The sequence below is a fragment of the Burkholderia metallica genome (assembly GCF_001718555.1).
GTDB lineage: Bacteria > Pseudomonadota > Gammaproteobacteria > Burkholderiales > Burkholderiaceae > Burkholderia > Burkholderia metallica.
Genome location: NZ_CP013401.1, coordinates 3118998 through 3144825 on the forward strand (window position 1 = coordinate 3118998; position 25828 = coordinate 3144825).

A 25828-nucleotide genomic window follows, 5' to 3' on the forward strand; every position below is an offset into this window, starting at 1 on the left:
GAACAACAGCCGCGTCCGGACTCAGAACGCAGCCTCGGCACTCACTGCCACGCGCTCGCCGCGCGCGACGAAACCGCCGGCGCGCTCGCCGGTCGGCTGGCCGTTCTCGTAAGTCAGCACGCCGTTCACCCACACGGCATCGATCCCGTGCGCGGGCTGCTGCGGCTTCTCGAACGTCGCGGCGTCGATCACGCGCGCCGGATCGAACAGCACGAGATCCGCGTGGTAGCCGACATGCACCTCGCCGCGCCGCGCGATCCCGTAGCGGCGCGCGGACAGCGACGTCATCTTGCGGATCGCCTCCTCGAGCGGCAGCAGGTTCGTGTCGCGCACGTAGTGGCCGAGCACGCGCGGGAACGCGCCCCACAGCCGCGGATGCGGCAGCGGATCGTTCGGCAGGCCGTCGGAGCCGACCATCGTCGCCGGGTGCGACAGGATCCGGCGCACGTCGTCCTCGGACATGTTGTGGTACACGGCGCCCGCCGGGCGGATACGCTGCGCGGCTTCCTGCTCGGTCACGCCCCAGTCGGCCGCGATCGCCTTCAGCAGCTTGCCCGCCACTTCCGGGTGCGGCTCCGACCACGTGATCGTGATGTCGATGTCGCCCGTCACCTGCTTCAGGTCGAGCGTCGACGAGCTGCGGCTGTACGGATAGCAGTCGCAGCCGACCGGCTGGTAGCGGCGCGCGCCGTCGAGCGATGCGAGCACTTCGGTGCTGCGCCCCCAGTTAGACGGGCCCGCGCACTTCAGATGCGAGATCACGACCGGCACGCGCGCATGCCGGCCGACCTGGTACGCCTCCTCCATCGCATCGAGGATCGCGTCGAACTCGGTGCGCATGTGTGTCGTGTACAGCGCGCCCGCATTCGCGAGCGGCTCGGCGAGCGCCATCACTTCCTCGGTCGGCGCGGCGAACGCGGAACCGTACGCGAGGCCCGACGACAGACCGAGCGCGCCGTTCGCGAGCGCCTCCTCGAGCTGCGCGCGCATGCCGGCGATTTCGCCGCCGGTCGCCGCGCGGTCGAGGCGATCCATCTGGTTGTTGCGTAGCGCCGTATGGCCGACGAGCGCCGCGACGTTCACGGCCGGGCGCGCGTCGTTCACGGCCGCAACGTAGTCGGCGAAGCTCGGGTATCGGAATGCGCTCCGCTCGCCGAGCAGGTTCATCGGGTCGGGCGGATCGCCCGCGAGCGTCACCGGCGACGCGCTGATCCCGCAGTTGCCGACGATCACGGTCGTCACGCCCTGCGAGATCTTCGGAATCATCTCAGGCGCGCGGATCACGTGCGTGTCGTCGTGCGTGTGCACGTCGACGAAACCCGGCGCGAGCGCGCGCCCGTTCGCGTCGACGACGTTCTCGGCCAGCCAGTTCGACAGGTTGCCGATCGCCGCGATCAGGCCGTTGCGAATCGCGACGTCGCGCGTGACGGGCGGCGCACCGGTGCCGTCATACAGCTGCGCGCCGACGATCAGCGTATCGGCGGCTTCGGGATGCGAATGCATGGTCAGTCTCCTACCGGTTGACGGTCTCCGCCGCCGCGGTGCGCATCGAGCGCGTGCTTGATACGGCGCAGCGATTCCCGGCCCGCATCGCCGAGCCGCAACGCGACTCCGGTGACGAGCACGTCGATCGCCATCATCATCGCGTAGCGCGATGTCGAGGGTTTGTAGATGAAATCGGTTTCGAACGCGACGACCGGGATCAGGTGGTCGGCGAGCTTCGCGAGCGGCGACGCCGGCGCGGTGATCGCGATCAGCTTCGCGCCGTAGCGCTTCGCGAGCCGGCAGCTTTCGAGCAGCTCGGGCACGCGTCCGCTCACCGACAGCGCGACGACGACGGTGTCGCGCGACAGCGTGGCCGCCACCATCCGCTGCAGCAAGCTGTCCTGGTAGCTCGCGACCGGCCGGCCGAAGCGCACGAGCCGGAAGCGCAGCTCGTCGGCGAGCGCGGTCGAGCCGCCGCCCTGCCCGTACACGTAGGTCATCTTCGCGCCGGCGAGCAGGTCGGCCGCTTCGTCGAACGACGTATTGCGCAGCAGCTGATGGTTATGCGCGAGCGCCACGCGGATCTCGTCGTAGACCACCGACGCGGGGCCCGCGTCGTCGTCCAGCGCGTCGTCGGACGGCACCAGAAAGCGCTGGCCGACGGCCACCGCCTGCGCGACGAGCACCTTCAGCTCGCGCACGTCGCGGCAGCCGACGGCCTTCGCGAAGCGCGTGACCGTCGCGACGCTGACTTCCGCGTCGCGCGCAAGCGCGCCGATGCTCGCGTGGGCGGCGCGCGCCAGGTCGGCGAGAATGAACGCGGCGACCTTGCGCTCGGCTTCGCGCAGCTCGGGCGCGCATTCGGCGATCCGCGCGACGATGTCGAGGACCGGCGGGGCAGCCGGAACCGGATGGGGTTCGGCCGCGAGCGGAGCGGACGGGGAAGCGGGCGTATTCATCTGCGGATAAGGGATGAAGCTGGATTGATGTTATTAAATAACATCACCGCGCCGATGCTACTTTCGGTACCATCTGCGTGTCAACTTCAGTGCAATGCATAGTGATGATGGAGCGGGATGACATGAAAGTTACAAACTATCAGGAAGCGACGATCGATCCGTTCGGCAAGGGTCTGGGCAATCTGCCGAGCGCGAGCGTGCCGCTCGGCGACGCCGGCCGGCTCGAATGGAACCTGCTCTCGGAAGACGTCAGCTTGCCGGCCGCCGTGCTGTACGAGGACCGCGTCGAACACAACCTGAACTGGATGCAGGCATTCGTCCGGAAATACGGCGTCAAGTTCGCGCCGCACGGCAAGACGACGATGGCGCCGCAACTGTTCCGCCGTCAGCTCGACGCCGGCGCGTGGGGCATCACCCTCGCGACCGCGCACCAGACGCAGGCCGCGTATCACGGCGGCGTGCGGCGCGTGCTGCTCGCGAACCAGCTGGTGGGTCGCCAGAACATGACGATCATCGCCGGGCTGCTGTCCGATCCCGATTTCGAATTCTTCTGTCTCGTCGATTCCGCGGAGAGCGTCGACCAGCTCGGCCGCTTCTTCGGCGACGCGAAGAAGTCGCTGAACGTGCTGATCGAGCTCGGCGTGCCGGGCGGCCGCGCGGGCGTGCGCGATGCCGCGCAGCGCGAGGCCGTGCTGGCCGCGATCGCGCGCTATCCGGACACGCTGAAGCTGGCCGGCATCGAACTCTACGAAGGCGTGCTGAAGGAGGAAGGCGAGATCCGCACGTTCCTGCAGGAAGCGGTCGCGCTCACGCGCGAACTGGCCGAAGCCGGCCGCTTCGCGCGCACGCCGGCGATCCTGTCCGGCGCCGGTTCGGCGTGGTACGACGTGGTCGCGGAAGAATTCGCGAAGGCGTCCGACGCGGGCTTCGCGGAAGTCGTGCTGCGTCCGGGCTGCTACCTGACGCACGACGTCGGCATCTACAAGAAGGCGCAGACCGACGTGTTCGCGCGCAACCCGATCGCGCGCACGATGGGCGAAGGGCTGCTGCCCGCGCTGCAGCTGTGGGCGTACGTGCAGTCGGTGCCGGAAGCCGACCGCGCGATCGTCGCGCTCGGCAAGCGCGACGCGGCGTTCGACGCGGGGCTGCCGGAGCCGGCGCGCCATTTCCGCCCGGGCCGCGACACCGCGCCGCGCGACGTCGCCGCCGCCGAAGGCTGGGCCGTCACCGGGATGATGGACCAGCACGCGTACCTGCAGATCCCGCCGGGCGCGGACGTGAAGGTCGGCGACATGGTCGCGTTCGACATCTCGCATCCGTGCCTGACGTTCGACAAGTGGCGCCAGGTGCTCGTGCTCGATCCGCAGTTCCGCGTGACGGAAGTCGTCGAAACCTTCTTCTGACGCAACTCGCGCGCCCCGCCCCGCCGCTCGCGCGGGGCGGCCGTCACGCGCGCTTCAAGCGGCCGGAGTACACTGCGCTTTCGTCCTCGGGGCCCCAGGCGGGCGTTGCACTCGCCTGCCGCAGCGGGCCCTCAACGCAGCTCCACTGGAGAAAGCCATGGCCGCGAAGAAGATCCTGTTCCTGACCGGCGATTTCGCCGAAGACTACGAAACGATGGTGCCGTTCCAGGCGCTGCAGGCCGTCGGCCACCACGTCGATGCAGTCTGCCCGGGCAAGCGCGCGGGCGACAAGATCAAGACCGCGATCCACGATTTCGAGGGCGACCAGACCTATACCGAGAAGCCCGGTCACCAGTTCACGCTGAATGCGGCCTTCGACGACGTCGACGCATCGCGCTACGACGCGCTCGCGATCGCCGGCGGCCGTGCCCCGGAATACCTGCGACTCGACCCGAAGGTGATCTCGCTCGTGCGCGAGTTCGCCGCGACCGGCAAGCCGATCGCCGCGATCTGCCACGCGGCGCAACTGCTCGCGGCCGCCGACGTGATCCGCGGCAAGCGCATCTCGGCCTATCCGGCCTGCGCGCCCGAAGTGAAGCTCGCGGGTGGCGAATATGCGGATATTCCGGTCGATGCGGCCGTGACCGACGCGCCGTTCGTCACCGCCCCCGCGTGGCCCGCGCATCCGGCCTGGCTCGCGCAGTTCCTCGCGCTGCTGGGCACGCGCATCGAGCTTTGAAGCCGGGTTGAATCGCGTCGAAACGAAATGAAGGGCCGGCGCGGCGCATCGCGACGCCGCGCCCTGCTCCGCGCGTCAGTGCGCGGCCGGCGTCGAACCGACGTCGGCGATCCGCGACTCCAGCATCGCCAGCGCGCCCGACAGCGCATTCAGCACGTCGTCCGGCAATTGCGCCATCGTCCGATCCAGAAACGCCTTGCGGCGCGGCAGGCATGCGTCGAACGCGGCGCGGCCTTCGTCCGTCAGCGTCACGTTGGTCACGCGATTGTCGCGGGCGTCGGATTCACGCTCGATCCAGCCGAGCGCGTCGAGCGACTTCAACTGGCGCGTGAGCGCGCCCGGATCGACGCGCAGCACTTCGACGAGCCTCTTCTGCGACGAATGCCCGCCCATCGTGTGCAATGCGACCATGATGCGCCAGCGCGGCATCGGTTGCCCGACGTGCGCCTCGAACGCGATCATGAACGCACGATACGTGCGTCCGAATTGCTGCAAGATCGCGACGCGGTCCTGTTCTTCCATGCGCTCAGTTCTACCCGTTCAATCGTTCAGTCGGCCGCGACATGCGGTTCGATCTTGTGCCGCAGCGCGATCGGCGGCACGCGGCGGCATTGCCACACCGACACCACGGCGACCACGGCCGCCATCGCGACGCCCAGGTGAATCGCGCTGACGAGCGACTCGCGGGCCGCTTCCATCAGCAGCGCGCCATTATGCCCGGCGCGCGTGAGCGCCGCGACAAGGCCGCCCTGCGCGGCACGATCGATCAGGATCTGCGGATCGGCGAGCTGCGCATGCAACTGCATCGCATGGTCGGCCGACAGCGCGTTGCGCACGCCGCCCGAATACATCTGGTTGACCAGCGTGCCCGTGAGCGCGGTACCGATCATCCCGCCGACCATCCGCAGCGACTGCAACAGCGCCGTTGCGATGCCGAGGTGCTCGCGGCCGGCCGTCTGCTGCGCGAATACGGTGAGGTTCGGCAGCACGAAGCCGAGCCCGATGCCGCCCGCGACCATCAGCGCCATCAGCACCCAGGTCGGCGTCGTGTGGGTCGACACGACGATGCCCGCGCATGCGATCGCGAACAGCACGAAGCCGACGTGCAGCATCGCGTTCGGATTGCGGATGCGCGTGACGACGCGGCCGTTCATGATGCTGCCGATCGTGATGAACACGACGAGCGGCGTGATCACGAGCCCCGCCTCCTTCGGCGACATCCCGAACCCGCCCTGGAACAGCAGCGGCGCGTAGAACAGCAGCGAGAACATCGAGAAGCCGGCGAGGATCGCGAGCACGAAGAGCGCGGACAGCGCACGGTTGCCGAACATGTCGAACGGCAGAATCGGCTGCGCGCAACGCTTCTCCCAATGCCACAGGCCGAAACCGGCCGCGACCGCGACGACGAGCAGCAACGACGCCCAGCTCGCGACACCGTACTTCGGCAGCCATTCGACGAACAGCTGCAGCGCGCCGAGCGACAGCGCGATCAGCAGCGCGCCCGGCCAGTCGAGCCGCATCTTGCGATCGTGCTCGACGTGGCGCAGGTGCGGCAGGTAGCGCCACACGAACAGCAGCGACAGCAGCCCGACCGGCAGGTTCACGTAGAACACCGAGCGCCAGCCGAACGACTGGGTCAGCACGCCGCCCAGCGACGGGCCGACCGCGTTCGCGATGCCGAACGCGGAACTCATCAGCACCTGCCAGCGCAGCCGCACGACGGAATCGGGGAACAGGTCGGGAATGCATGCGAACGCGGTGCCGACCAGCATCCCGCCGCCAATCCCCTGCAGCCCGCGCGCGAGCACGAGCATCAGCATGTCGTTGGCCATCCCGCACAGAACGGACGCGCCGGTGAACACGACGATCGACGCGATGACGAACGGCTTGCGGCCGTAATAGTCGCCGAGCCGGCCGAAGATCGGCACCGTGATCACGGAACTGAGCAGGTACGAGGTCGCGACCCACGCGTACAGGTCGAACCCGCGAAGCTCGGCGACGATGGTCGGCAGCGCGGTGCCGACGACGGTCTGGTCGAGCGCGACGAGCATGGTGACGAACGAAATCCCGATCATCGCCATCAGCGATTCGCGGAACGGCAGGACTTGCCCGCTCGAATGGTGGGCGGCAGTATGGACAGCCATTTTTTGTTGGCGCAACTTTTGACGAGTCAAACAATCTTAAAATTCTAGCATGCCGGAGTAATCTAGGCTGGCGACGGTCTAAAGCCTGTTCGAGCCAAGGAGAATGATGGAACCGATTTCAATCACCCCTGCGACGACGCTTTCGCAGGAGGACCGGGACGCGCTGCGGCGCGCGAAGCAGGTGCTGGAAAGCCCGTCGCTGACGATGAAGCTGACGGGCGTGCTCGGCGCGCCGGTCGAGAAAATGATCGCGCGGCTGCCCGACTTCGCGACCGGCAAGATCAACGATGCGACGCAGCTCGCGCTGCGCAAGTGCCTGAACATCGCGCTGCGCACGCTCGGCAAGCCGCAGACGCCGGATGCCGAGCCCGAGAAGCCGAGCAACCTGCTGCACAAGCTCGCGGTCGCGACGACCGGCGCGGCGGGCGGCGCATTCGGCTTTCTCGCGCTGCCGGTCGAGCTGCCGGTGACGACGACGCTGATCTTCCGCTCGGTGTGCGACATCGCGCGCAGCGAGGGCGAAGACCTGGGCTCGGTCGATACGCAGCTGCAATGCCTGGCCGTGCTCGGCATGGGCGGCAACCCGGACAAGCAGGAAGAGGACGCCGACCTCGGCTATTTCGTGCTGCGCGGCGCGCTCGCGCAGGCGATTTCGAAGGCATCGTCCGACATCACGACGAAGGGGATCGCCGCGCACAGCTCGGCGGCCGTGTTCAAGCTCGTGCAGACGGTCGCATCGCGCTTCTCGGTGCAAGTGACCGAACAGATGGCCGCGAAGTCGATTCCGGCGATCGGCGCGGTGCTCGGCGCGACGGTCAATACGCTGTTCATCGATCACTTCCAGCAGATGGCGCACGGCCACTTCACCGTGCGCCGGCTGGAGCGCAAGTACGGCTCGGTGGCCGTCAAGGCCGCCTATCAGGCGATCGACGCCTCGCCGGCGCGCTGAACCGCGCGCTCGACCGCAACCCGGCGCAGGAACGCGGCCGCGCGGTCGAGCGCGTCGCGTGCTTCCGGCACCATCGGCGCGTACAGCTGCCACACGTGCGGCATGTCCGGCCACACCTCGATCTCCACCGCCACGCCGGCCGCCTTCGCCTTCTCCGCGACGCGGCGCGAATCGTCGAGCAGCACCTCGGTGCTGCCGACCTGGATATACAGCGGCGGCAGGCCCGCGAAATCCGCGTAAAGCGGCGATGCGTACGGATTCGTCCCCGGTTCGTCGCCCAGGTACAGCTTCGCGGCCTTCGGCAATGCCGCGCCCGCGAACATCGGATCGGCGCCGTCGTTCGTGCGCAGCGTGGCGCCGGTGGCGGCCAGGTCGGTCCACGGCGAGAACAGGATCGCGCCGGCCGGCAGCGGCTCGCCGCGGTCGCGCAGAGCGACGAGCGTCGCGAGCGCGAGGCCGCCGCCCGCCGAATCGCCGCCGAGCACGATCGACTCGGGCGGCGTGCCGAGCGCCAGCAGTTGCCGGTACGCGGCCAGCGCGTCGTCGAGCGCGGCCGGAAAGCGGTTTTCGGGCGCCAGCCGATAGTCGAGCGAGAACGCGCGCACGCCCGCGCGCTTCGTCAGGCCGAACACGAGCGGACGGTGGGTCTTCGTCGAACAGAAGTAATAGCCGCCGCCGTGGAAGTACAGCAGCGTGCGGCCGGGCCCGCGACCCGCGCCCGCATCGGTGCGTTCGAGCCATTCGCCGCGCAGCGGCGCGTCGCCCGGGCCGTAGCACTCGCGCAGCCGGTAGCCCGCTGGCGCACGGCGCGGCACGATCATCCGCAGGTCGGTAAAGCGCCGCGCGCGGACCGGATCGAGCACCTCGCGCGTGGTCTCGGGACGGAACTGCCAGCGCAGCAGCCAGCAGGCGAACTTGCTTTGCCAACTCATCGGACGCACTCCGTAGTCGCAGTGTGACGATGGTACGTGCGATCGTTCCCGCACCGCTCGACAGGTGCCTCTATATCAAACGCCGGCACTCAGTTCGCCGGCATCACCTGGCCGCGGATCTCGCCGGCCGGGTGCTCCTTCGTATGGACGTTGAAGTACCACTTGCCGCCCATCAGGTCGGTGACCTGCGCGTCGGTGAGTTCCTTCGAGCCCTCGATCGGGCTCGCCAGCTCGTCCTTCGGAATCGGCACCTGCACGCCCGCGTTCTGGCCGACCGGCGCCGGCCCGTGGAAGTGCGCGGCGGTGGCCGGCCCCGTGAGGTGTTCGTAAGTGATTTTCCACCGCAGCAGGTGCGTGGCCGTGTCGTAGGTGGCCTCGACGTCGCCCGAACCCTTGGTGGCCGTCGGCGGCACTTCGCTCGACGGCTGGAGATTGGCGGACAGGCGCACCGTTTCGGCAGCGGCGCTGCCGGCGGCGAGCATGCCCGCGAGTAACGCGACCTGGAGCATACGCAGCTTGAGCATGGGCTCTCCTTGTACGACGTTGTACGCCGCCCGAACGGGGGCGCCACACATGATGGTAGTCGATCGCCGCCGCGCCGGCAGTCCGCCGAACGGCCATGCAGCGAATCGCCGCATCGCGCGCACGGCGGCCGGGTCGCGCGGCGAACGGTGCGCGCCGCATCAGTCTGCGTCGACCTGGAAGGGACCTTTGCAGCCGGATGACTGAATCCGCGCGCGACCTTTCGCTACACTCCGTCTCACAGTTGCTTGTTTCCTTCGTCCGAAGGAGTCTGCGAGTATTCACGCGGCCGCCCGGCCGCGTTTTTTTTGCGCGCGCCGCCAGTTACGGCCCGCGCCGTATCGGGCAGGACGAAACGGTCGCGCCGCCGGCAACCGCCCCGCTTCCCGTCACGCGCGATAGCCGGGATCAATGCGATCGACGATGCGCTGCAGTGCGTCGAACGCATCCTGCCCCGCCCCATGCTTCGGATCGAAATTCAGCGAATCGCGCACGCACCCTTCGAGCACGGGCGGTGCGATCGGCAGCGCGTCACCGATCGCATGCGTCGCGACCTGCACCTCGCACGCACGATTGAGCAGCCACATCAGCGAGAACGTCTGCGCGAGCGTCGCGCCGATCGTCACGGGCCCGTGGTTGCGCAACAGCAGCACGGGCCGCCCGCCGGCGCTCTCGACAATGCGCCGCCCTTCTTCGAGATGCACGGTAATGCCCTCGAAGTCGTGATACGCGACCTTCCCGTACAGCTGCGCCGAATAGAAATTCGAGAACGACAGCCCGTCGCGCGAACAGCAAACGGCCATCGTCGGCGTCGTATGCACGTGCATCACGCAGTGCGCATCGGGCAGCGCCGCGTGGATCGCGCTGTGGAACGTGAAGCCGGCCGGATTGATCGGCCAGTCGGAATGGCCGATCACGTTGCCGTCGATGTCGATCTTCACGAGGTTCGACGCACACACCTCGCGGTAATGAAGCCCGAACGGGTTGATCAGGAAATGCCCGTCCTCGCCCGGCACGCGCAGCGAGATATGGTTGTAGATCAGCTCGGTCCAGCCGAGATGGTCGAAGATGCGGTAGGCCGCCGCGAGCTGCACGCGCGCCTGCCATTCGGGTTCGGAGAAACGGGCGGGACGCGTGAACGGCTGGTTCGGGACACGTTGCATGGGTGAACTCCGGTTGCGGATGTGCGCGGCGCACGCGGCACGAGCCGCCGTGCGGCGCCACACCTGTCACAATGGTTGCGCGCACAACCATATCATCTTCCCCGCACCCCGGTAACGCGGGTTTAGCCGGAGCGCTTCCGGCCCCTTAAAGCTGGTCGTCCACCGGCAGCAGCATGAAGACGCCAGTCATCAGGTTGCGCATCAGGCCCGCGTGCGGATCGACGTGATAGACGGCCGTCTGGCCGTTGTCCGTGCCCGTCCATTCGAGTTCGGGTGACCCGCCGCCCGCCAGCGTGACGAGGCTCACGCGATAGCTTTCGTCCGGCTGCGTCACGCGCGCGAAGATCGTCGCGACCTGCTCGGCCAGCGTCGGGCTGTGGATCACGAGCGCCAGCTCGGTGTTCAGGTGCGCGGAGCGCGGATCGAGGTTCATCGAACCGATCACGAGGATCTTCCGGTCGATCACATACGCCTTCGCATGCAGGCTCGCGCGCGAGCGGGTTCCGAAGAGGCGCGGGCGCGGCCGGCCCGGCTGCGCCTTGAACTCGTACAGCTCGACGCCGTGCTGCAGCAGCGGCACGCGGTACGGCCCATAGCCGGCCTGCACGGCGATCGCGTCGGTCGCCGCGAGCGAATTGGTCAGGATCGCGACGCGCACGCCGCGCGCGGTCGTGTCGCCGAGGATCTTCACGCCCGCGTCGTGCGGCACGAAGTAGGGCGAGAACGCGAGGAATTCACGCTGCGCGCCGCGCATCAGCTCGACCAGGCGCTGCATCGGCGGGCTCACGTACGCGTCGGTCGGGCGCGCGATCTTGTCGGGCGCGTCCACCTTGAACTCGGCGGGCGCCCACACGAGCGCGAGCTCGTCGCGCGCGATCTGCTGCGCGAGCGGCGTCGCGTTCAGCGGCTTCGCGTTGTACGGCTCCGCGTTCTCGCGCCAGTGGCTGCGCAGCTCGTCGCGTGTCGCGTCGAGGTCCTTCGGGTCGAACGACTGGTGATTCAGCACACGCAGCGGATAGCTGCTCGCGCTCGACCAGTAGGTGTCGAAGCTCGCCGAGATGTCGTTCGTCACGGGGCCCGCGGCGAGCACGTCGAGATCGCGGAACTGCAGCGTCGGGCTCGCGCTGAAGTATTCGTCGCCAAGATTGCGGCCGCCGACGATCGCGAGCTGGTTGTCCGCGATCATCGCCTTGTTGTGCATCCGGCGCGTGAAGCTGTCGATCCGCGTGAAGAAGTTGGCCGTCCGCTCGACCATCCGCTGCTGCGACGCGCCGAACGGATTGAACACGCGGATCTCGATGTTCGGGTGGGTGTTCAGCGCGGCCATGATGCGATCGATGTCGCGGAAGTTCAGGTCGTCGACCAGCATCCGCACGCGCACGCCGCGATCGGCCGCGTACAGCGCCGCGCCAAGCAGCAGCTTGCCCGTCGTGTCCTCGGTCGCGATGTAATACTGCATGTCGAGCGTTTTCGTCGCGGCCCGTGCGAGCGCGATGCGCATCTGCAGCGCCTCGGCGCCTTCCGGCAGCAGCCGGAAGCCCGACTGGCCGGGGTGCGCGGCCTCGGGCGCGGCCAGCGCGTCGTGCAGCGGCGTCGCGGTGTCGGCGGGCAACGCGTGGGAAACCGGGCGATCGAGCGAGGTGGCGGGCGGATGCGTCGCGCACGCGGCGACGGTCGACAACAGCGCGCAGACGGCGAGCGCGCGGGCCGGGCGGTACGCAGCGCGCCACGACAGCGCGGCCGGCGCGCGCCGGATCAAAGACATGAACACGGAAGCTTCCTCGTCTGGCGGAACACAATGCCCGCATGCGCCGCGACGCGCGGCTCGCGCACGGTTCCGGCCGATTCTAGAGGGCGCCCGATGAACCGGTCAATCGCGCGGGCGGCCGGCGGCCTCGTCGCGTCGGGCGGCGCCGCCGCACTCGCCGACCTGGTCTCGGGGGTGGGCAGCGCGATCCTCGTGACCGCGCTGATCTCGGGGGCGCTGCTGCGGATGAAGCTGCGCGACGCGCTCGTCACGTTCGGCGAGACGCACAAGAAACAAGACCCCACGCCCGAAGAGCGTGGGGTCTTCATTTCGCCGGCCGGTCGCCCGCTTCGGCAGGCGACCGGTCGTGCGATCAGCTGCCCTTCGCGATGCGATCCTCGATGTGCTGCGCGCGGCTCGTCGACGACGGGTGCGAGCTCATCATCGAGCTTTGGCCGCCGTCGAGCTTCGCCAGCTTCTGGAACGCGGTGACGAGGCCCTTCTGCGGCATGCCCTTCTGTTTCATCAGGTCGAACGAGTAGTCGTCGGCCGCGCTTTCCTGCGTCTGCGAGAACTGCGCGTTGATGAACTTCTCGGTGATGTCGCCGAGCTGCGAGCTCGTCAGCGCCGCCACGCCGGGCGAAGCCGCACCGGCCGCGGTGCGCGCCGCGCTGACCGCGTAGGCCGTCTGCATCGCCTTCTTCGAGTGACCGAGTGCAACGTGGCCCATTTCATGGCCGATCACGCCGCGCAGCTCGTCGTCGTTCATCATGTCCATCAGGCCGCTGTAGACGCGCACGCAGCCGTTGCCCATCGCCCACGCGTTGACGTCCTTGGTCATGTAGACCTTGTAGTTGATCTTCTGGCCGTTCAGCGTCATGTCGCCGAAGCCCTTCATCACCTTGGTCAGACGCTTCGCGTACGCGCTGTTCGCCGGCGCGACCTTCGATTCGGCATCGCTCGACTTGCACGATTCGTTCGACAGTGCGGCGATGTCGGCATCCGACAGCGTCGCTGCTTTGTACAGGCTGGCCCCCGCCGACGTCAGGCTGTTCGCGTCAAGGCTCTGCACCCCGCCGCATGCGCTCAACAGAAACGCCACGCCACACGCTGCCACCGCTTTCTTGAGTTGCATCCCGTTATCCCTCGATAGTTGTATTTGGGAGCGGCGATTTTGCATAATCCGGCAGAAAATTACCAGATGTTTACATCAGATGACACCTTCATTACGGGGATGAAGCGACGTGCCGGGGCCAGATGGCCGACGAAAAACGGCGCAATCGCCCAGGCCGCGAGCATCGGATCGGGAAACGGGCCCGCTCAGGGGGCCGGTCGCGCCGCATCGCGCGCATTGCCCGACCCATGCGCGCGATGCGAGAGCGCTCGTCGACCGTGACGCGTCACGGCCGCGAAGCCGCCGTCAGCGCGCGCCGCGCATGCGGCGTGCCGGCCCGCCGCGCCCGCGCGCGAAACACCTGCCGTACGCGACGAGCCAGCAATCGCGATGATCGAAATTCCGCAGCAGCCGCGCGCGGCGCCGCTCGAGCCAGTGGAGCGCGACCGCCATCGTCAGCGCGACGGCCAGTGCCGTGCCGCCGATCACGAGTCCCATCCAGGTGTCGCCCATGCCTTCTCCGGAATGCGAAGCCGAAGCGGCGCGCCTGCCGCCGCCCCGGCACGGGATATTGCGGAACGCGGCCCGGCATGCGCGCGCACGCCGGCCGGGCCGCCGCGCGTCAGTGCATGTGCTGGCCGCCGTTGATCGCGATGTTGGAGCCAGTCACGAAGCCGGCCTCCTCGGAGCACAGGTACGCGACCAGCGCCGCGACTTCCTCGGGCTTGCCGAGCCGGCCCACCGGAATCTGCGGGAGGATCTTCGAGTCGAGGATGTCCTGCGGAATCGCCGTGACCATCTTCGTCGCGAGGTAGCCCGGCGACACCGTGTTCACCGTCACGCCCTTGCGCGCGACCTCGAGCGCGAGCGATTTCGTGAAGCCGTGCATGCCGGCTTTCGCGGCCGCGTAGTTGGTCTGGCCGACCGATCCCTTCGAGCCGTTCACCGACGAGATGTTGACGATGCGGCCCCAGCCGCGCTCGATCATGCTTTCGCAGACCGGCTTCGTCATGTTGAACACGGAATCGAGGTTCGTGCGGATCACCGCATCCCAGTTGACCTTGTCGAGCTTGCGCAGCGTCATGTCACGCGTGATGCCCGCATTGTTCACGAGAATGTCGACCGGGCCGACATCTCGCGCGATCTTCTCGATGCATTGCTGGCACGAATCGTGATCGGCCACGTCCACCGGATACGCATGAAACTCGCGGCCGGCCGCATGCATCTCGGTCAGCCAGCGATCCGCGCCGGTGTTGTTCGGCGAATACGTGACGACGACCCGGTGGCCCGCGTCGTTCAACCTGATGCTGACCGCTTCGCCGAGGCCGCCCATTCCACCTGTCACAACCGCAATTCGCTTAGTCATCCTATTAATTACCGACAAAAAAGTAATCGATGAAAGCGGGGCGACGGCATCGCACATGCTGCCGCCCCACCGCTTCGATGCGCAACCGCCCGCGTCGCGGACGCGGCACGCACCGGCACCTCGCGCTTGTTGTTGAATGCTTGTCGTGCGCGAAAACCGTTTCGCCGCACGTGCGGCGCTCACCGGCGCCGCACGTGCAGCGGACGTCAGACCCTGCTCACGCGCGCTCGACCGCGAGCGCGACACCCATCCCGCCGCCGATGCACAGCGACGCCAGCCCGCGCTTCGCATCGCGCTTGACCATCTCGTGCAGCAGCGTCACCAGGATCCGGCAGCCCGACGCGCCGATCGGGTGACCGATCGCGATCGCCCCGCCGTTCACGTTCACCTTCGACGTGTCCCAGCCCATCTGCTTGTGCACCGCCAGCGCCTGCGCCGCAAACGCTTCGTTGATTTCCATCAGGTCCAGGTCGCCCGGCGTCCAGCCCGCGCGCTCCAGGCACCGGCGCGAGGCCGGCACCGGGCCCATGCCCATCACGCTCGGATCGACGCCCGCGTTCGCGTACGCCTTGATTCGCGCGAGCGGCGTCAGGCCCAGCGCCGCCGCCTTCTGCGCCGACATCACCAGCACCGCCGCCGCGCCGTCGTTCAGCCCCGACGCGTTCGCCGCCGTCACCGAGCCGTCCTTCGAGAACGCCGGCTTCAGCCCCGCCAGCGATTCCGCCGTCACGCCGTGACGCACGAACTCGTCGGTCGCGAACTGCAGCGGCTCGCCCTTGCGTTGCGGAATCGACACCGGCACGATCTCGTCGTTGAAGCGCCCGGCCTTCTGCGCGGCTTCCGCCTTGTTCTGCGACAGCGCCGCGAACGCGTCCTGCTCTTCGCGCGTGATCCCGTATTCCTTCGCGACGTTCTCCGCCGTGATGCCCATGTGGTACTGGTTGTACACGTCCCACAGGCCGTCGACGATCATCGTGTCGACCAGCTTCGCGTCGCCCATCCGGAACCCGTCGCGCGAGCCCGGCAGCACGTGCGGCGACGCGCTCATGTTCTCCTGCCCGCCCGCGATCACGATGTCCGCGTCGCCCGCGACGATCGCGTTCGCCGCCAGCATCACGGCCTTCAGGCCCGAGCCGCACACCTTGTTGATCGTCATGCCCGGCACCGCGTTCGGCAGGCCGGCCTTGATCAGCGACTGCCGCGCCGGGTTCTGCCCGGAGCCGGCCGTCAGCACCTGTCCCATGATCACTTCGCTGACCTGATCGGGCTTCACGCCCGCACGCTCCAGCACCGCGCGAATCACCGTCGCGCCCAGCTCGGGCGCCGCAATCTTCGCAAGCGAACCGCCGAATTTGCCGACCGCGGTCCGCGCGGCCGATACGATCACTACTTCCGTCATGTCCAGTTCCTGCATCGAAATCAGTTCGTCGTTCTGACGCCGCCCGAGCCGGCCCCGGCAGGCGAGCCCATCCCGAGCCGTTCGGCGAGATGGCGGTCGCACGCCGTCGTCCGGCGCACGGCACCCGTTCGCACGGGCGGCACGCCGGCACGGTTCGCCGGTTCACCGGCGCCTTGCGGCAATCCGGACGTTCGCCGGACACCGCGCGGCACACGCGGCGTCAGGCGCCCTTCGGCGCCGCTCGATCGTGCCGCGCTCTCGTGCGACACGTGCTTGCGCGGCTACGCGATTACGCAGCCGATTCGCGTGAGGCCGCTGCGTCCTTGCGTGCGGCGGCAGCCGTTTGCTTCGCGCCGCGCGTGGCCGTTTCGCTGACCGCGTCGAAACCGCTCTGGGCGGCTTCGATCGCCTGGCCCGTCGCTGCGCGCACGGAGTCGGCCGCGGCGGTCGCCGCGGACAGCGCCGAGTTCAGCGCGGCCACCACCGGCGCCGAGCCGGCCGGCGCGTGCTTCGACAGTTCGCCCAGCACGTCCTTCAGGCGCTTGTCGTTCTGTTCGTATTGCGCTTGCGCGACCTTCGCCCATTCGGACTGCGTCGACACCGCGATGTCGAACAGATGACGGCCGTACGACACGACCTTGCCGGCCGCCTCCTGCGGCGCGGCGACCTGCTGCGCGAAGCCCGCGGCCGGGTGGCCGCTGTTGAACGCGTTCTTCAGCTTGTCCTCGTATTCCTCGAGCGCCGTCCGGGCCGCCTGCAGGTTGAGTTCGACGACAGCCTCGAAACCTTGGATCGCCGGACGGGCGATCGCAAACCACGCCGCGATACCGGATTGATAATCGGCGCTGAGTTTTTCGGGGGCAAATACGGACATCGGGCACGCTCCTGTTAGCTATGCGAGAGACGACGCAAAGAAATTGGAAGCCGGATCGACAGCAGGCCTCCTTATTGACTACCGACTACCCGTCACTTATTTGAGCACGGGAAGAGGAAGGCACCCATTCTAGATCGATTAATTGTCAATTAAATGGCATTAATAGTAGGTGTAAACCCTTATTAGACTCCGGAGTGCCCACCGAACCCAGCGATGCGCCGACGTCGCAAACGGGGGCGGCAATTCATTCTGCCCCGCAATGCCTTTTTACCTTTTTACAGGATAACGGTTCATGACGTCGGGCAACATTCACCAATTCATTATTCCGTTTATTAGAAAACCGGCGCACATTGAAAATGGAGCGGTCACTGATGTAATCGTTTTTTCTGGATTTATTATGAAATCGTTTTCGGTATTACTAATGAATAAATCAATAATCCGACGAATGACGGATTAAAATAAAAAAGGCCGCATCATGCGGCCGCGTATCCGTCGGGCGCGGGCCGGATCAGCCGGCCAGTTCCCGATGCAGCGCGAGGAACTCCTGCGCGAGCTTGTGCCCGGGTTCCAGATGGATCACCGGCGTGGACTGCTGATGCGACTCGCGGATCTTCACCGACGCCGACAGCTTCGACGCGAGCACCGGCAACCCTTCTTCGACGAGTTCGTCGACCAGCCGCTGCGGCAGGCTCGCCCGCGGCTGGAACTGGTTGATGACGATCCCTTCCACTTCGAGCGCCTCGTTGTGGTCCTGCTGGATTTCCTTCACGTTCTCGAGCAGCGCGTACAGCGCGCGGCGCGAGAAATCGTCGCAGTCGAACGGGATCAGGCAGCGCTCGACCGCGATCAGCGCCGAGCGCGTATAGAAATTCAGCGCGGGCGGCGTGTCGATGTATACGGCGTCGTACGCGTCGAGTTCGTTGAGCGCGTCGCGCAGCTTGTAGATCTTGTAACGCGATTCGAGCTTGCCGTGCAGCGTGTCGAGATCGGGATGCGCGGGCATCACGTCGAGCCCTTCGAACGGGGTCGGATGGATGAACGACGCGACGTCGACCGGACGGAAGTTGAAGGTCAGCGCGGTTTCGAAGAACCCGGCGGCGCCCGGCTGCGCGTCGGCCGCGGCGTCGCCGAGCAGGTAGCGCGTGGAGTTCGCCTGCGCATCGAGGTCGATCACGAGCGTGCGCAGCCCTTCGTTCGCGCTGATCGCCGCCAGGTTGCAGACGATCGTCGATTTGCCCACGCCGCCCTTCTGATTGAATACGACCCGCCGCATGGCGTCTCCTCGATCGAGAACGTCGAAAGGACAAGCTTAGCCGGTCAATAATGGCGGTCGCGTGACGCAGGTCGAATTGTGCGCAAACGGGCGCGATGTGTATCAGCGGCGCGTCACCGGCCCCGACACGTAGCGGTTGCCCGGCACGCTCCACCGCCACGGCAGGTCCGTGCCGACGCGAATCCCGATGCGCGGCCCGCCCGCCGGATCGACGGGTGGCGCGACGCCGTCGTCGACGATCGCGAACCCTTCGTGCGCGCCGATCAGGTCGACACCATCGTGCGCGCCGCCGATCCCCATCGCCTGGGTCAGCCGCGCGGGCCCCCGGCACAGGTCGCGATCGGGCGTCTGCGGCGGCCGTGCCGCGCGCATCCGTTCGAGCCCGTGCAACGGCTCGAGCGCACGAATCAGCACACCCGTTCCCGCGCCGTCCGGGCCGCACACGCAGTTGCAGCACCAGTGCATGCCGTAAGTGAAATAGACGTACAGGTGCCCGGGCGGCCCGAACATCGTCGCATTGCGCGGCGTCTTGCCGCGGTAGGTATGCGCGGCCGGGTCGATCGCGCCGACATAGGCTTCGACTTCGACGATGCGGCCGGCCCGCCCGTCCGCTGCCGCGAGGATCTTGTTGAGCAGTTGCGGCGCGACGTCGACGGCCGACCGGTTGAAGAAGACGCGCGGCAGCACGGCGCCCGGCCACCGGGGCGCGGTTTCACTGCGCCGCATCCTGTCCCTCGGGTTGAAGGCCGGCAACAGCCTGCACGTGCAGACGAAGCTGACGATATGCGGCGACCAGATCGTCGAGGCCGAACGCGAGGTTTCTGCCGCTCGGATTGGGCAGCACCCAGACGCCCGCCCCCTGCATGCGGGCCGGTTGCAATCCCCAGCCGACTTCTCGCTGCCCGGAAAGCGCTGCGTACGCCGCCTTGCCGAGAAAAGCGACGAAGCGCGGCCCGTAACGCGCGACCTTGTGTTCGAATTCCGCAGCCGCAGCAATGAATTCCGCGCGCGAAAGATGATCGGCACTCGCGGTCGGGCGCTTCACCACTGCCGTCAGGCCGCAGCGATATCCGAGTAGCGCGTGATCGTCCTGCGGCGAAATTTCCACCGGCGTGAAGCCCGCGAGATGAATCACGCGCCAGAAGCGGTTGTTTCTCCCCGCGAAGTGATGCCCGGTCGCGGCCGCGGTCAGGCCGGGGTTGATCCCGCAGAACAGCACGTCGAGATATGGAGCGATGAGGTCGGGAAGTTCGTCAGCCACGTTTTGCCTGGCATGCATGGACCATCTACGTAAACGGAAGAAGGCCCGAAGGCCCGGGCCAAGCGACTGGCTTGACACGGACATTCGGGCCCATCGTGATGCGCGGTGCCGGCTTGTCGATCAGAACGGGATATCGTCGTCCATCTCGTCGAAGCCGCCGCCTGCCGGTGCGCTCGGACGGCTTTGCGCGCCGCCGCCTGCACCGCCGCGCGCCGCGCCGCCGGCACGACCGCCGCCGCCACCGCCGCGCTCCATCTGCTCGCCGCGGCCGCCGCCACCACCACCACCGTAGCCGCCGCCGTAACCGCCTTCGTCACCGCCGCCACCGCCGCCGCCCGCACCACCGCGGCCGCCGAGCATCTGCATCTGGTCGGCGACGATTTCCGTCGAGTAACGATCCTGGCCGTCCTGGCCCTGCCACTTGCGCGTGCGGATGCGGCCTTCGATATAGACCGACGAACCCTTCTTCAGATATTCGCTGACGATTTCCGCCAGGCGGCCGAAGAACGCGACGCGATGCCACTCGGTCATTTCCTTGAAATCGCCGCTTGCCTTGTCCTTGTAGCGGTCGGTCGTCGCGAGACGGATGTTCGCAACCGCGTCGCCGCTCGGCAGGTAACGGACTTCAGGATCGGCGCCGAGATTGCCGACGAGGATGACCTTGTTGACGGATGCCATGTGTTTCTCCAGTAAATTCGATGCCGGGCCGCCCGCGCATGCTGCCGGTGCGGCCCGTCGGCCAGGCCGGCGAGCGCCGCCGGGCCTGCCCGAAACAGGTTCAGGCCTTGCGCGGCGGCGCTTTCATGTTGGCCGCGATTATAAGCCACGCGGCAACGAGCCCCGAACACGTGTAGAACACCGTATTGGCGCCACCGTGCTTCAGCAGCCAGCCGCCCACGATGCCGCCGAGCGCGAGCCCGATCGACTGCGTGGTGTTGTAGACGCCCGTGGCCGCACCCTTGCGCGAACCGGGCGCGAGCTTCGACACGAGCGACGGCTGCGACGCTTCCAGGATGTTGAACCCGAGGAAGTAGACGAACAGAATCGCCGCCACAATCAGGATGGTATGCGGCGCGCTGCCCAGCAGCAATTGGCCGATCAGGATAGCCAGGATGCCGCCGAGCAGCACCGGCTTCATCTTGCCCCGTTTTTCCGCGACGATGATCGCCGGGACCATCATCACGAACGCGAGCCCCATCACCGGCAGGTAGACCTTCCAGTGCGCGGCGACCGGCAGGCCGCCGTCGACCAGCAGGCGCGGCACGACGAGGAACAGCGCCGTCTGCGTCGCATGCAGCACCAGCACGCCGAAGTTCAGGCGCAGCAGCTCGACGTTGTGCAGCACCTCGGCGAACGGCGCGGGCACGTGCACGGGCTTCGCCGCGTCGGGCACGATCCACAGCACGACGCCGATCGCGAGGATCGACAGCACGCCGACGATCGCGAACAGCCCGCTCATCCCGACCCAGTGGAACACGATCGGCGCGCCGACGATCGCCACCGCGAACGACACGCCGATCGAGCCGCCGACCATCGCCATCGCCTTCGTGCGGTTCTGCTCGGACGTGAGATCGGCGATGAACGCGAGCACCGCGGACGACACCGCGCCCATCCCCTGGATCACGCGGCCGACGATGATCCACGTGATGTCGTGCGCGAACGCGGCGACGAAGCTGCCGAGCGCGAAGATCACGAGGCCCGTGGCGATCACCGGCTTGCGGCCGAACTTGTCGGACGCCCAGCCGTAGAAGATGTAGAACAGCGACTGCGTGACGCCGTAGGCCCCGAGCGCGATGCCGACGAGCAGCACGTTGTCGCCGCCCGGGATGGTTTTCGCGTAGACCGAGAACACCGGCATGATCATGAACAGGCCGAGCATGCGCAGCGCGAAGATCGCCGCGAGCGACGTGGTCGCGCGCAATTCGGGCGCGGTCATGCGGGAAGACGTGGCAGACGGATTGGACATCGGGAATGTATTTCGAATGATCGGAATGTCCGCCCGGCACCGGGCGGCGGAAGATCAGGACCAGCGGCCCGGGAGGCTTGGCGGGCGACACGTCGGGACAGGATTCAGGCAGCCCGCTGGCCGCCCGGAACCGCGCGGCGCGGCCGCTTTCCCGGCGCCGGCGCCACCTTGCTGCCACCTGCTGCTCAGGCTGGGGGCCCCAAACGACGGCCTCGAAAAGCCGTTATAGTAGCAGGTTTGGTTCCCTCCATTTTCGCCAGGTCATGGAACAGATCCGTATTCGTGGGGCTCGTACCCACAACCTGAAAAACGTCAATCTCGACCTGCCGCGCCACAAGCTGATCGTGATTACCGGGTTGTCCGGGTCGGGCAAGTCGTCGCTCGCGTTCGACACCCTTTATGCCGAAGGCCAGCGCCGCTACGTCGAAAGCCTGTCCGCGTATGCCCGCCAGTTCCTGCAGCTGATGGAGAAACCCGACGTCGACCTGATCGAAGGCCTGTCGCCGGCGATCTCGATCGAGCAGAAGGCGACGTCCCACAACCCGCGTTCGACCGTCGGCACGGTCACGGAAATCCACGACTACCTGCGACTTTTGTACGCACGTGTCGGCACGCCGTACTGCCCCGACCACGACATCCCGCTGGAAGCGCAGAGCGTGTCGCAGATGGTCGACGCGGCGCTCGCGCTGCCCGAGGAAACCAAGCTGATGATCCTCGCGCCCGTGGTCGCCGACCGCAAGGGCGAGCACGCCGAGCTGTTCGAGGACATGCAGGCACAGGGTTTCGTGCGCTTTCGCGTGCGCTCGGGCGGCGGCGCCGCGAACGAAGGCGTCGCGAAGATCTACGAGGTCGAGTCGCTGCCGAAGCTGAAGAAGAACGACAAGCACTCGATCGACGTCGTCGTCGACCGCCTGAAGGTGCGCCCGGACATGAAGCAGCGGCTCGCCGAATCGTTCGAGACGGCGCTGCGCCTCGCCGACGGCCGCGCGATCGCGCTCGAGATGGACACCGACCGCGAGTACCTGTTCAGCTCGAAGTTCGCGTGCCCGATCTGCTCGTACTCGCTGCAGGAGCTCGAGCCGCGGCTGTTCTCGTTCAACAACCCGATGGGCGCGTGCCCGGAATGCGACGGCCTCGGCCAGATCACGTTCTTCGACCCGAAGCGGGTCGTCGCGCACCCGTCGCTGTCGCTCGCGGCCGGCGCCGTGAAAGGCTGGGATCGCCGCAACCAGTTCTACTTCCAGATGCTGCAGAGTCTCGCGGCATTCTATGAATTCGACATCGACGCCGCATTCGAGGATCTGCCGGAAAAGATCCGGAAGGTGCTGCTGTTCGGCTCGGGCAAGCAAACGATCCCGTTCTCGTACATCAACGAGCGCGGCCGCACGACGATCCGCGAGCACGTGTTCGAAGGGATCATCCCGAACCTCGAGCGTCGCTACCGCGAGACCGATTCGGTCGCGGTGCGCGAAGAGCTGTCGAAGTACCAGAACAACCAGCCGTGCCCGTCGTGCGACGGCACTCGCCTGCGCCGCGAAGCGCGCCACGTGCGGATCGGCACCGGCGACCACGCGCGCGGCATCTTCGAGATCAGCGGCTGGCCGCTGCGCGACGCGCTCGGCTATTTCGACGGCCTGACGCTCGAAGGCGCGAAGCGCGAGATCGCCGACAAGGTGATCAAGGAAATCGTCGCGCGCCTCACGTTCCTGAACAACGTCGGTCTCGACTACCTGTCGCTCGAGCGCAGCGCAGAGACGCTGTCGGGCGGCGAGGCGCAGCGCATCCGGCTCGCGTCGCAGATCGGCTCGGGCCTGACCGGCGTGATGTACGTGCTCGACGAGCCGTCGATCGGCCTGCACCAGCGCGACAACGACCGCCTGATCGCAACCCTCAAGCACCTGCGCGACCTCGGCAACTCGGTGATCGTCGTCGAGCACGACGAGGACATGATCCGCACGGCCGACTACGTCGTCGACATGGGCCCGGGCGCGGGCGAGCACGGCGGCGTGATCGTGGCCGAAGGCACACCGAAGCAGGTACAGTCGAACCCGCAGTCGCTCACCGGTCAGTACCTGGTCGGCAAGCGCACGATCGAGTATCCGGACGAGCGGCTCGCGCCCGATCCCGAGCGGATGCTGCGCATCGTCGACGCGCACGGCAACAACCTGAAGCACGTCGATCTCGAGCTGCCGGTCGGCCTGCTGACCTGCATCACCGGCGTGTCGGGCTCCGGCAAGTCGACGCTGATCAACGACACGCTGTACCACGCGGTCGCGCGCCACCTGTACGGTTCGTCGGCCGAGCCGGCGCCGCACGAGGCGATCGAGGGCCTCGAGCACTTCGACAAGGTGATCAACGTCGACCAGTCGCCGATCGGCCGCACGCCGCGCTCGAACCCGGCCACGTATACGGGCCTGTTCACGCCGATCCGCGAGCTGTTCTCGGGCGTGCCGACCTCGAAGGAGCGCGGCTACGATCCGGGCCGCTTCTCGTTCAACGTGAAGGGCGGCCGCTGCGAATCGTGCCAGGGCGACGGCGTGCTGAAGGTCGAGATGCACTTCCTGCCGGACGTCTACGTGCCGTGCGACGTGTGCCACGGCAAGCGCTACAACCGCGAAACGCTCGAAGTGCAGTACAAGGGCAAGAACATCAGCGAAGTGCTCGACATGACCGTCGAGCACGCGTACGAGTTCTTCAGCGCGGTGCCGGTCATCGCGCGCAAGCTGAAGACGCTGCTCGACGTGGGCCTCGGCTACATCCGCCTCGGCCAGTCGGCCACGACGCTGTCGGGCGGCGAGGCGCAGCGCGTGAAGCTGTCGCTCGAACTCTCGAAGCGCGACACCGGCCGCACGCTGTACATCCTCGACGAGCCGACCACCGGCCTGCACTTCCACGACATCGCGCTGCTGCTGGAAGTGATCCACCGGCTGCGCGACCAGGGCAACACGGTCGTGATCATCGAGCACAACCTCGACGTGATCAAGACGGCCGACTGGGTGATCGACCTCGGCCCCGAAGGCGGCGCCGGCGGCGGCCAGATCATCGCGCAGGGCACGCCCGAGCAGGTCGCGAAGACGAAGGCGAGCTTCACCGGCAAGTACCTCGCGCCGCTGCTCAAGCGTTCGACCCGCAAGGTCGCGGCGGGCTGACGCCTCCCACCCGGCTCCCTTCCCGCGCGCGGCCGCCCGGCCGCGCGCCCCTTCGCGCACCGCGCGGCCGGCTTCCTCTCGTTTTCCCTTCTGCGTTTACACCATGCGCCAAACGGCCCCGTTGCGGACCATAATGGCGGCTATACTTTACGGTCGTAAGGTTCGCCGTACGCACCAATCCGGTGCAACGCCGGGCGAACACGGCTCTGCTGCGCATGCCGCGGCATGACACACGAACGACAGGAATCCACGATGGAGAAGCAACCAGACTCGTCGCGCGATGCGCAGAATCGCGAACCGCACCTGCGCAGCGTGCGGCTGACGAGCGACTTCAGCCTGCCGAAGCTGTCGGCGCTCGAAATCGGCAGCTATGTGTTCGCGATCCTCGCCATGTGGCTCGTGATCGAACTCAAGCTGCTCGGCGGGCTGCTAGCCGGCCTGCTCGTCTACCAGCTGATCCACACGATCGCCCCCGTCATCGAACGTCACACCACCAGCATGCGCGCGCGCTGGGTCGCGGTCGTGCTGCTGGCGATCGCGATCGTCGGCGCGCTGACGGGCCTGACGATCGGCATCATCGAACACTTCGAGCGCACGGTGCCGAACCTGCAGAGCCTGCTCGACCAGCTGATGCAGATCGTCGAGCAGACCCGCGCCCGCACGCCGGCCTGGATCGCGAACCTGCTGCCCGTCGACGTCGAGCAGATGAAGACGAAGGCCGCCGTGCTGATGCACTCGCACATGGACCAGCTCCAGCAAAGCGGCAAGAGCGTCGCGCGCGGCTTCGGCCACGTGCTGTTCGGGATGATCATCGGCGCGATGATCGCGATCGGCGTCGAGCACGGCAAGGTGCGCCGGCCGCTGTCGACCGCGCTCGTCACGCGCGTGTCGCGTTTCGCCGATGCATTCCGCCGCATCGTGTTCGCGCAGATCAAGATCTCGGCGATCAACGCGGCGTTCACGGGCCTCTACCTGCTCGTCGCGCTGCCGATCTTTCACCAGCGGCTGCCGCTGTCGAAAACGCTCGTGCTCGTCACGTTCATCGTCGGCCTGCTGCCGGTGATCGGCAACCTGATCTCGAACACGCTGATCGTCGCGGTGTCGCTGTCGGTCAGCATGGGCACCGCGATTGCATCGCTGGCGTTCCTCGTGGTCATCCACAAGCTCGAATACTTCCTGAACGCGAAGATCATCGGCGGCCAGATCGAGTCGCGCGCGTGGGAGCTGCTGCTCGCGATGCTGATCATGGAAGCCGCGTTCGGGCTGCCCGGCGTGATCGCCGCGCCGATCTTCTATGCGTACCTGAAGCGCGAGTTGTACCTGCTGCGGCTGATCTGAAAACGCCCGCACAGCCGGAATAAAAAACGCCGCGCCCCGTGAAGG

23 protein-coding genes are annotated in these 25828 nt (G+C 67.3%); 5 read left to right on the forward strand and 18 right to left on the reverse strand.

Annotated features, from left to right (window positions below; all coding sequences use genetic code 11):
• Nucleotides 1-21: 21 nt before the first annotated feature.
• Both WJ16_RS14060 and WJ16_RS14065 read right to left on the reverse strand, forming a co-directional pair.
• Nucleotides 22-1503, reverse strand: a complete 1482-nt coding sequence (locus WJ16_RS14060; RefSeq protein ID WP_069257572.1) for an N-acyl-D-amino-acid deacylase family protein — start codon at nucleotides 1501-1503, stop codon at nucleotides 22-24.
• Nucleotides 1504-1505: 2 nt separating this feature from the next.
• The gene (locus WJ16_RS14065) at nucleotides 1506-2444 is read right to left on the reverse strand and encodes a MurR/RpiR family transcriptional regulator (protein WP_069257573.1); all 939 of its coding nucleotides are present in this window, start codon (nucleotides 2442-2444) and stop codon (nucleotides 1506-1508) included.
• Between the two features lie 122 nt (nucleotides 2445-2566).
• Between WJ16_RS14065 and WJ16_RS14070 the strand changes: the two genes are divergently transcribed.
• Nucleotides 2567-3847, forward strand: a complete 1281-nt coding sequence (locus tag WJ16_RS14070; RefSeq protein ID WP_069257574.1) for an amino acid deaminase — start codon at nucleotides 2567-2569, stop codon at nucleotides 3845-3847.
• A gap of 157 nt (nucleotides 3848-4004) precedes the next feature.
• On the forward strand, nucleotides 4005-4586 hold the full coding sequence (locus WJ16_RS14075; RefSeq protein ID WP_069257575.1) for a DJ-1/PfpI family protein: 582 nt from the start codon (nucleotides 4005-4007) through the stop codon (nucleotides 4584-4586).
• A gap of 75 nt (nucleotides 4587-4661) precedes the next feature.
• Here the strand turns inward: WJ16_RS14075 and WJ16_RS14080 are convergent, their stop codons facing one another.
• Together WJ16_RS14080 and WJ16_RS14085 are read right to left on the reverse strand one after the other, a co-directional pair.
• Nucleotides 4662-5108 (reverse strand): MarR family winged helix-turn-helix transcriptional regulator, encoded by a 447-nt coding sequence (locus WJ16_RS14080; protein ID WP_069257576.1) that lies wholly within the window; start codon nucleotides 5106-5108, stop codon nucleotides 4662-4664.
• A 26-nt stretch (nucleotides 5109-5134) separates the two neighbouring features.
• A complete protein-coding gene (locus tag WJ16_RS14085; RefSeq protein WP_069257577.1) occupies nucleotides 5135-6730 on the reverse strand; it encodes an MDR family MFS transporter in 1596 nt (531 codons plus the stop codon).
• 106 nt (nucleotides 6731-6836) lie between these two features.
• On the opposite strand from WJ16_RS14085, the gene WJ16_RS14090 reads away from it, so the two are divergent.
• Nucleotides 6837-7679 (forward strand): EcsC family protein, encoded by an 843-nt coding sequence (locus tag WJ16_RS14090; RefSeq protein ID WP_069257578.1) that lies wholly within the window; start codon nucleotides 6837-6839, stop codon nucleotides 7677-7679.
• On the opposite strand, the gene WJ16_RS14095 is transcribed toward WJ16_RS14090, so the two are convergent.
• The 14 genes from WJ16_RS14095 to WJ16_RS14170 all read right to left on the reverse strand — a co-directional run bounded on the left by WJ16_RS14095 (nucleotide 7649) and on the right by WJ16_RS14170 (nucleotide 21296).
• Nucleotides 7649-8611 carry an alpha/beta hydrolase gene (locus WJ16_RS14095; protein WP_069257579.1) on the reverse strand — a complete coding sequence of 321 codons (963 nt, stop codon included), beginning with the start codon at nucleotides 8609-8611 and terminating at the stop codon, nucleotides 7649-7651. The genes WJ16_RS14090 and WJ16_RS14095 overlap by 31 nt on opposite strands.
• Nucleotides 8612-8700: 89 nt before the next feature.
• Nucleotides 8701-9135, reverse strand: coding sequence for a CHRD domain-containing protein (locus tag WJ16_RS14100; protein ID WP_069257580.1), 435 nt, complete (start codon nucleotides 9133-9135; stop codon nucleotides 8701-8703).
• Between the two features lie 387 nt (nucleotides 9136-9522).
• Nucleotides 9523-10296 (reverse strand): class II aldolase/adducin family protein, encoded by a 774-nt coding sequence (locus tag WJ16_RS14105; protein WP_069257581.1) that lies wholly within the window; start codon nucleotides 10294-10296, stop codon nucleotides 9523-9525.
• Nucleotides 10297-10441: 145 nt separating this feature from the next.
• Nucleotides 10442-12067, reverse strand: a complete 1626-nt coding sequence (locus tag WJ16_RS14110; protein ID WP_157126764.1) for a phospholipase D family protein — start codon at nucleotides 12065-12067, stop codon at nucleotides 10442-10444.
• Between the two features lie 349 nt (nucleotides 12068-12416).
• Nucleotides 12417-13178 carry a metalloprotease LoiP gene (gene loiP, locus WJ16_RS14120; protein WP_069257584.1) on the reverse strand — a complete coding sequence of 254 codons (762 nt, stop codon included), beginning with the start codon at nucleotides 13176-13178 and terminating at the stop codon, nucleotides 12417-12419.
• Between the two features lie 285 nt (nucleotides 13179-13463).
• On the reverse strand, nucleotides 13464-13670 hold the full coding sequence (locus WJ16_RS14125) for a hypothetical protein (RefSeq protein WP_069257585.1): 207 nt from the start codon (nucleotides 13668-13670) through the stop codon (nucleotides 13464-13466).
• A 109-nt stretch (nucleotides 13671-13779) separates the two neighbouring features.
• A complete protein-coding gene (phbB, locus tag WJ16_RS14130) occupies nucleotides 13780-14523 on the reverse strand; it encodes an acetoacetyl-CoA reductase (RefSeq protein WP_069257586.1) in 744 nt (247 codons plus the stop codon).
• A gap of 217 nt (nucleotides 14524-14740) precedes the next feature.
• Nucleotides 14741-15922 carry an acetyl-CoA C-acetyltransferase gene (locus WJ16_RS14135; protein WP_069258071.1) on the reverse strand — a complete coding sequence of 394 codons (1182 nt, stop codon included), beginning with the start codon at nucleotides 15920-15922 and terminating at the stop codon, nucleotides 14741-14743.
• 289 nt (nucleotides 15923-16211) lie between these two features.
• On the reverse strand, nucleotides 16212-16796 hold the full coding sequence (phaP, locus tag WJ16_RS14145; RefSeq protein ID WP_069257588.1) for a TIGR01841 family phasin: 585 nt from the start codon (nucleotides 16794-16796) through the stop codon (nucleotides 16212-16214).
• A gap of 508 nt (nucleotides 16797-17304) precedes the next feature.
• Complete coding sequence (locus WJ16_RS14150; protein WP_069257589.1) at nucleotides 17305-18069, reverse strand: ParA family protein; 765 nt, start codon at nucleotides 18067-18069, stop codon at nucleotides 17305-17307.
• 102 nt (nucleotides 18070-18171) lie between these two features.
• Nucleotides 18172-18795, reverse strand: a complete 624-nt coding sequence (locus WJ16_RS14155; RefSeq protein ID WP_069257590.1) for a DNA-3-methyladenine glycosylase — start codon at nucleotides 18793-18795, stop codon at nucleotides 18172-18174.
• Nucleotides 18782-19330: a G/U mismatch-specific DNA glycosylase gene (mug, locus tag WJ16_RS14160; protein WP_069257591.1), complete on the reverse strand. Its 549-nt coding sequence runs from the start codon at nucleotides 19328-19330 to the stop codon at nucleotides 18782-18784. The genes WJ16_RS14155 and mug overlap by 14 nt, the downstream gene beginning before the upstream one ends.
• Nucleotides 19331-19450: 120 nt before the next feature.
• Nucleotides 19451-20008, reverse strand: a complete 558-nt coding sequence (locus tag WJ16_RS14165; protein WP_021162583.1) for a single-stranded DNA-binding protein — start codon at nucleotides 20006-20008, stop codon at nucleotides 19451-19453.
• Nucleotides 20009-20108: 100 nt separating this feature from the next.
• Nucleotides 20109-21296: an MFS transporter gene (locus WJ16_RS14170; RefSeq protein WP_006483141.1), complete on the reverse strand. Its 1188-nt coding sequence runs from the start codon at nucleotides 21294-21296 to the stop codon at nucleotides 20109-20111.
• A gap of 263 nt (nucleotides 21297-21559) precedes the next feature.
• On the opposite strand from WJ16_RS14170, the gene uvrA reads away from it, so the two are divergent.
• Both uvrA and WJ16_RS14180 read left to right on the forward strand, forming a co-directional pair.
• Nucleotides 21560-24445, forward strand: a complete 2886-nt coding sequence (gene uvrA / locus WJ16_RS14175) for an excinuclease ABC subunit UvrA (protein ID WP_069257592.1) — start codon at nucleotides 21560-21562, stop codon at nucleotides 24443-24445.
• 252 nt (nucleotides 24446-24697) lie between these two features.
• On the forward strand, nucleotides 24698-25783 hold the full coding sequence (locus tag WJ16_RS14180) for an AI-2E family transporter (RefSeq protein ID WP_069257593.1): 1086 nt from the start codon (nucleotides 24698-24700) through the stop codon (nucleotides 25781-25783).
• The last annotated feature ends 45 nt before the right edge of the window (nucleotides 25784-25828 follow it).

What these genes read in the sequence shown, in the direction of transcription:
- WJ16_RS14060 (WP_069257572.1), bottom strand. Translation starts at nt 1,503, where the DNA reads ATGCATTCGCATCCCGAAGCCGCCGATACGCTGATCGTCGGCGCGCAG.
- WJ16_RS14065 (WP_069257573.1), bottom strand. Translation starts at nt 2,444, where the DNA reads ATGAATACGCCCGCTTCCCCGTCCGCTCCGCTCGCGGCCGAACCCCAT.
- WJ16_RS14070 (WP_069257574.1), top strand. Translation starts at nt 2,567, where the DNA reads ATGAAAGTTACAAACTATCAGGAAGCGACGATCGATCCGTTCGGCAAG.
- WJ16_RS14075 (WP_069257575.1), top strand. Translation starts at nt 4,005, where the DNA reads ATGGCCGCGAAGAAGATCCTGTTCCTGACCGGCGATTTCGCCGAAGAC.
- WJ16_RS14080 (WP_069257576.1), bottom strand. Translation starts at nt 5,108, where the DNA reads ATGGAAGAACAGGACCGCGTCGCGATCTTGCAGCAATTCGGACGCACG.
- WJ16_RS14085 (WP_069257577.1), bottom strand. Translation starts at nt 6,730, where the DNA reads ATGGCTGTCCATACTGCCGCCCACCATTCGAGCGGGCAAGTCCTGCCG.
- WJ16_RS14090 (WP_069257578.1), top strand. Translation starts at nt 6,837, where the DNA reads ATGGAACCGATTTCAATCACCCCTGCGACGACGCTTTCGCAGGAGGAC.
- WJ16_RS14095 (WP_069257579.1), bottom strand. Translation starts at nt 8,611, where the DNA reads ATGAGTTGGCAAAGCAAGTTCGCCTGCTGGCTGCTGCGCTGGCAGTTC.
- WJ16_RS14100 (WP_069257580.1), bottom strand. Translation starts at nt 9,135, where the DNA reads ATGCTCAAGCTGCGTATGCTCCAGGTCGCGTTACTCGCGGGCATGCTC.
- WJ16_RS14105 (WP_069257581.1), bottom strand. Translation starts at nt 10,296, where the DNA reads ATGCAACGTGTCCCGAACCAGCCGTTCACGCGTCCCGCCCGTTTCTCC.
- loiP (WP_069257584.1), bottom strand. Translation starts at nt 13,178, where the DNA reads ATGCAACTCAAGAAAGCGGTGGCAGCGTGTGGCGTGGCGTTTCTGTTG.
- WJ16_RS14125 (WP_069257585.1), bottom strand. Translation starts at nt 13,670, where the DNA reads ATGGGCGACACCTGGATGGGACTCGTGATCGGCGGCACGGCACTGGCC.
- phbB (WP_069257586.1), bottom strand. Translation starts at nt 14,523, where the DNA reads ATGACTAAGCGAATTGCGGTTGTGACAGGTGGAATGGGCGGCCTCGGC.
- WJ16_RS14135 (WP_069258071.1), bottom strand. Translation starts at nt 15,922, where the DNA reads ATGACGGAAGTAGTGATCGTATCGGCCGCGCGGACCGCGGTCGGCAAA.
- phaP (WP_069257588.1), bottom strand. Translation starts at nt 16,796, where the DNA reads ATGTCCGTATTTGCCCCCGAAAAACTCAGCGCCGATTATCAATCCGGT.
- WJ16_RS14150 (WP_069257589.1), bottom strand. Translation starts at nt 18,069, where the DNA reads ATGCGGCGGGTCGTATTCAATCAGAAGGGCGGCGTGGGCAAATCGACG.
- WJ16_RS14155 (WP_069257590.1), bottom strand. Translation starts at nt 18,795, where the DNA reads ATGCGGCGCAGTGAAACCGCGCCCCGGTGGCCGGGCGCCGTGCTGCCG.
- WJ16_RS14165 (WP_021162583.1), bottom strand. Translation starts at nt 20,008, where the DNA reads ATGGCATCCGTCAACAAGGTCATCCTCGTCGGCAATCTCGGCGCCGAT.
- WJ16_RS14170 (WP_006483141.1), bottom strand. Translation starts at nt 21,296, where the DNA reads ATGTCCAATCCGTCTGCCACGTCTTCCCGCATGACCGCGCCCGAATTG.
- uvrA (WP_069257592.1), top strand. Translation starts at nt 21,560, where the DNA reads ATGGAACAGATCCGTATTCGTGGGGCTCGTACCCACAACCTGAAAAAC.
- WJ16_RS14180 (WP_069257593.1), top strand. Translation starts at nt 24,698, where the DNA reads ATGGAGAAGCAACCAGACTCGTCGCGCGATGCGCAGAATCGCGAACCG.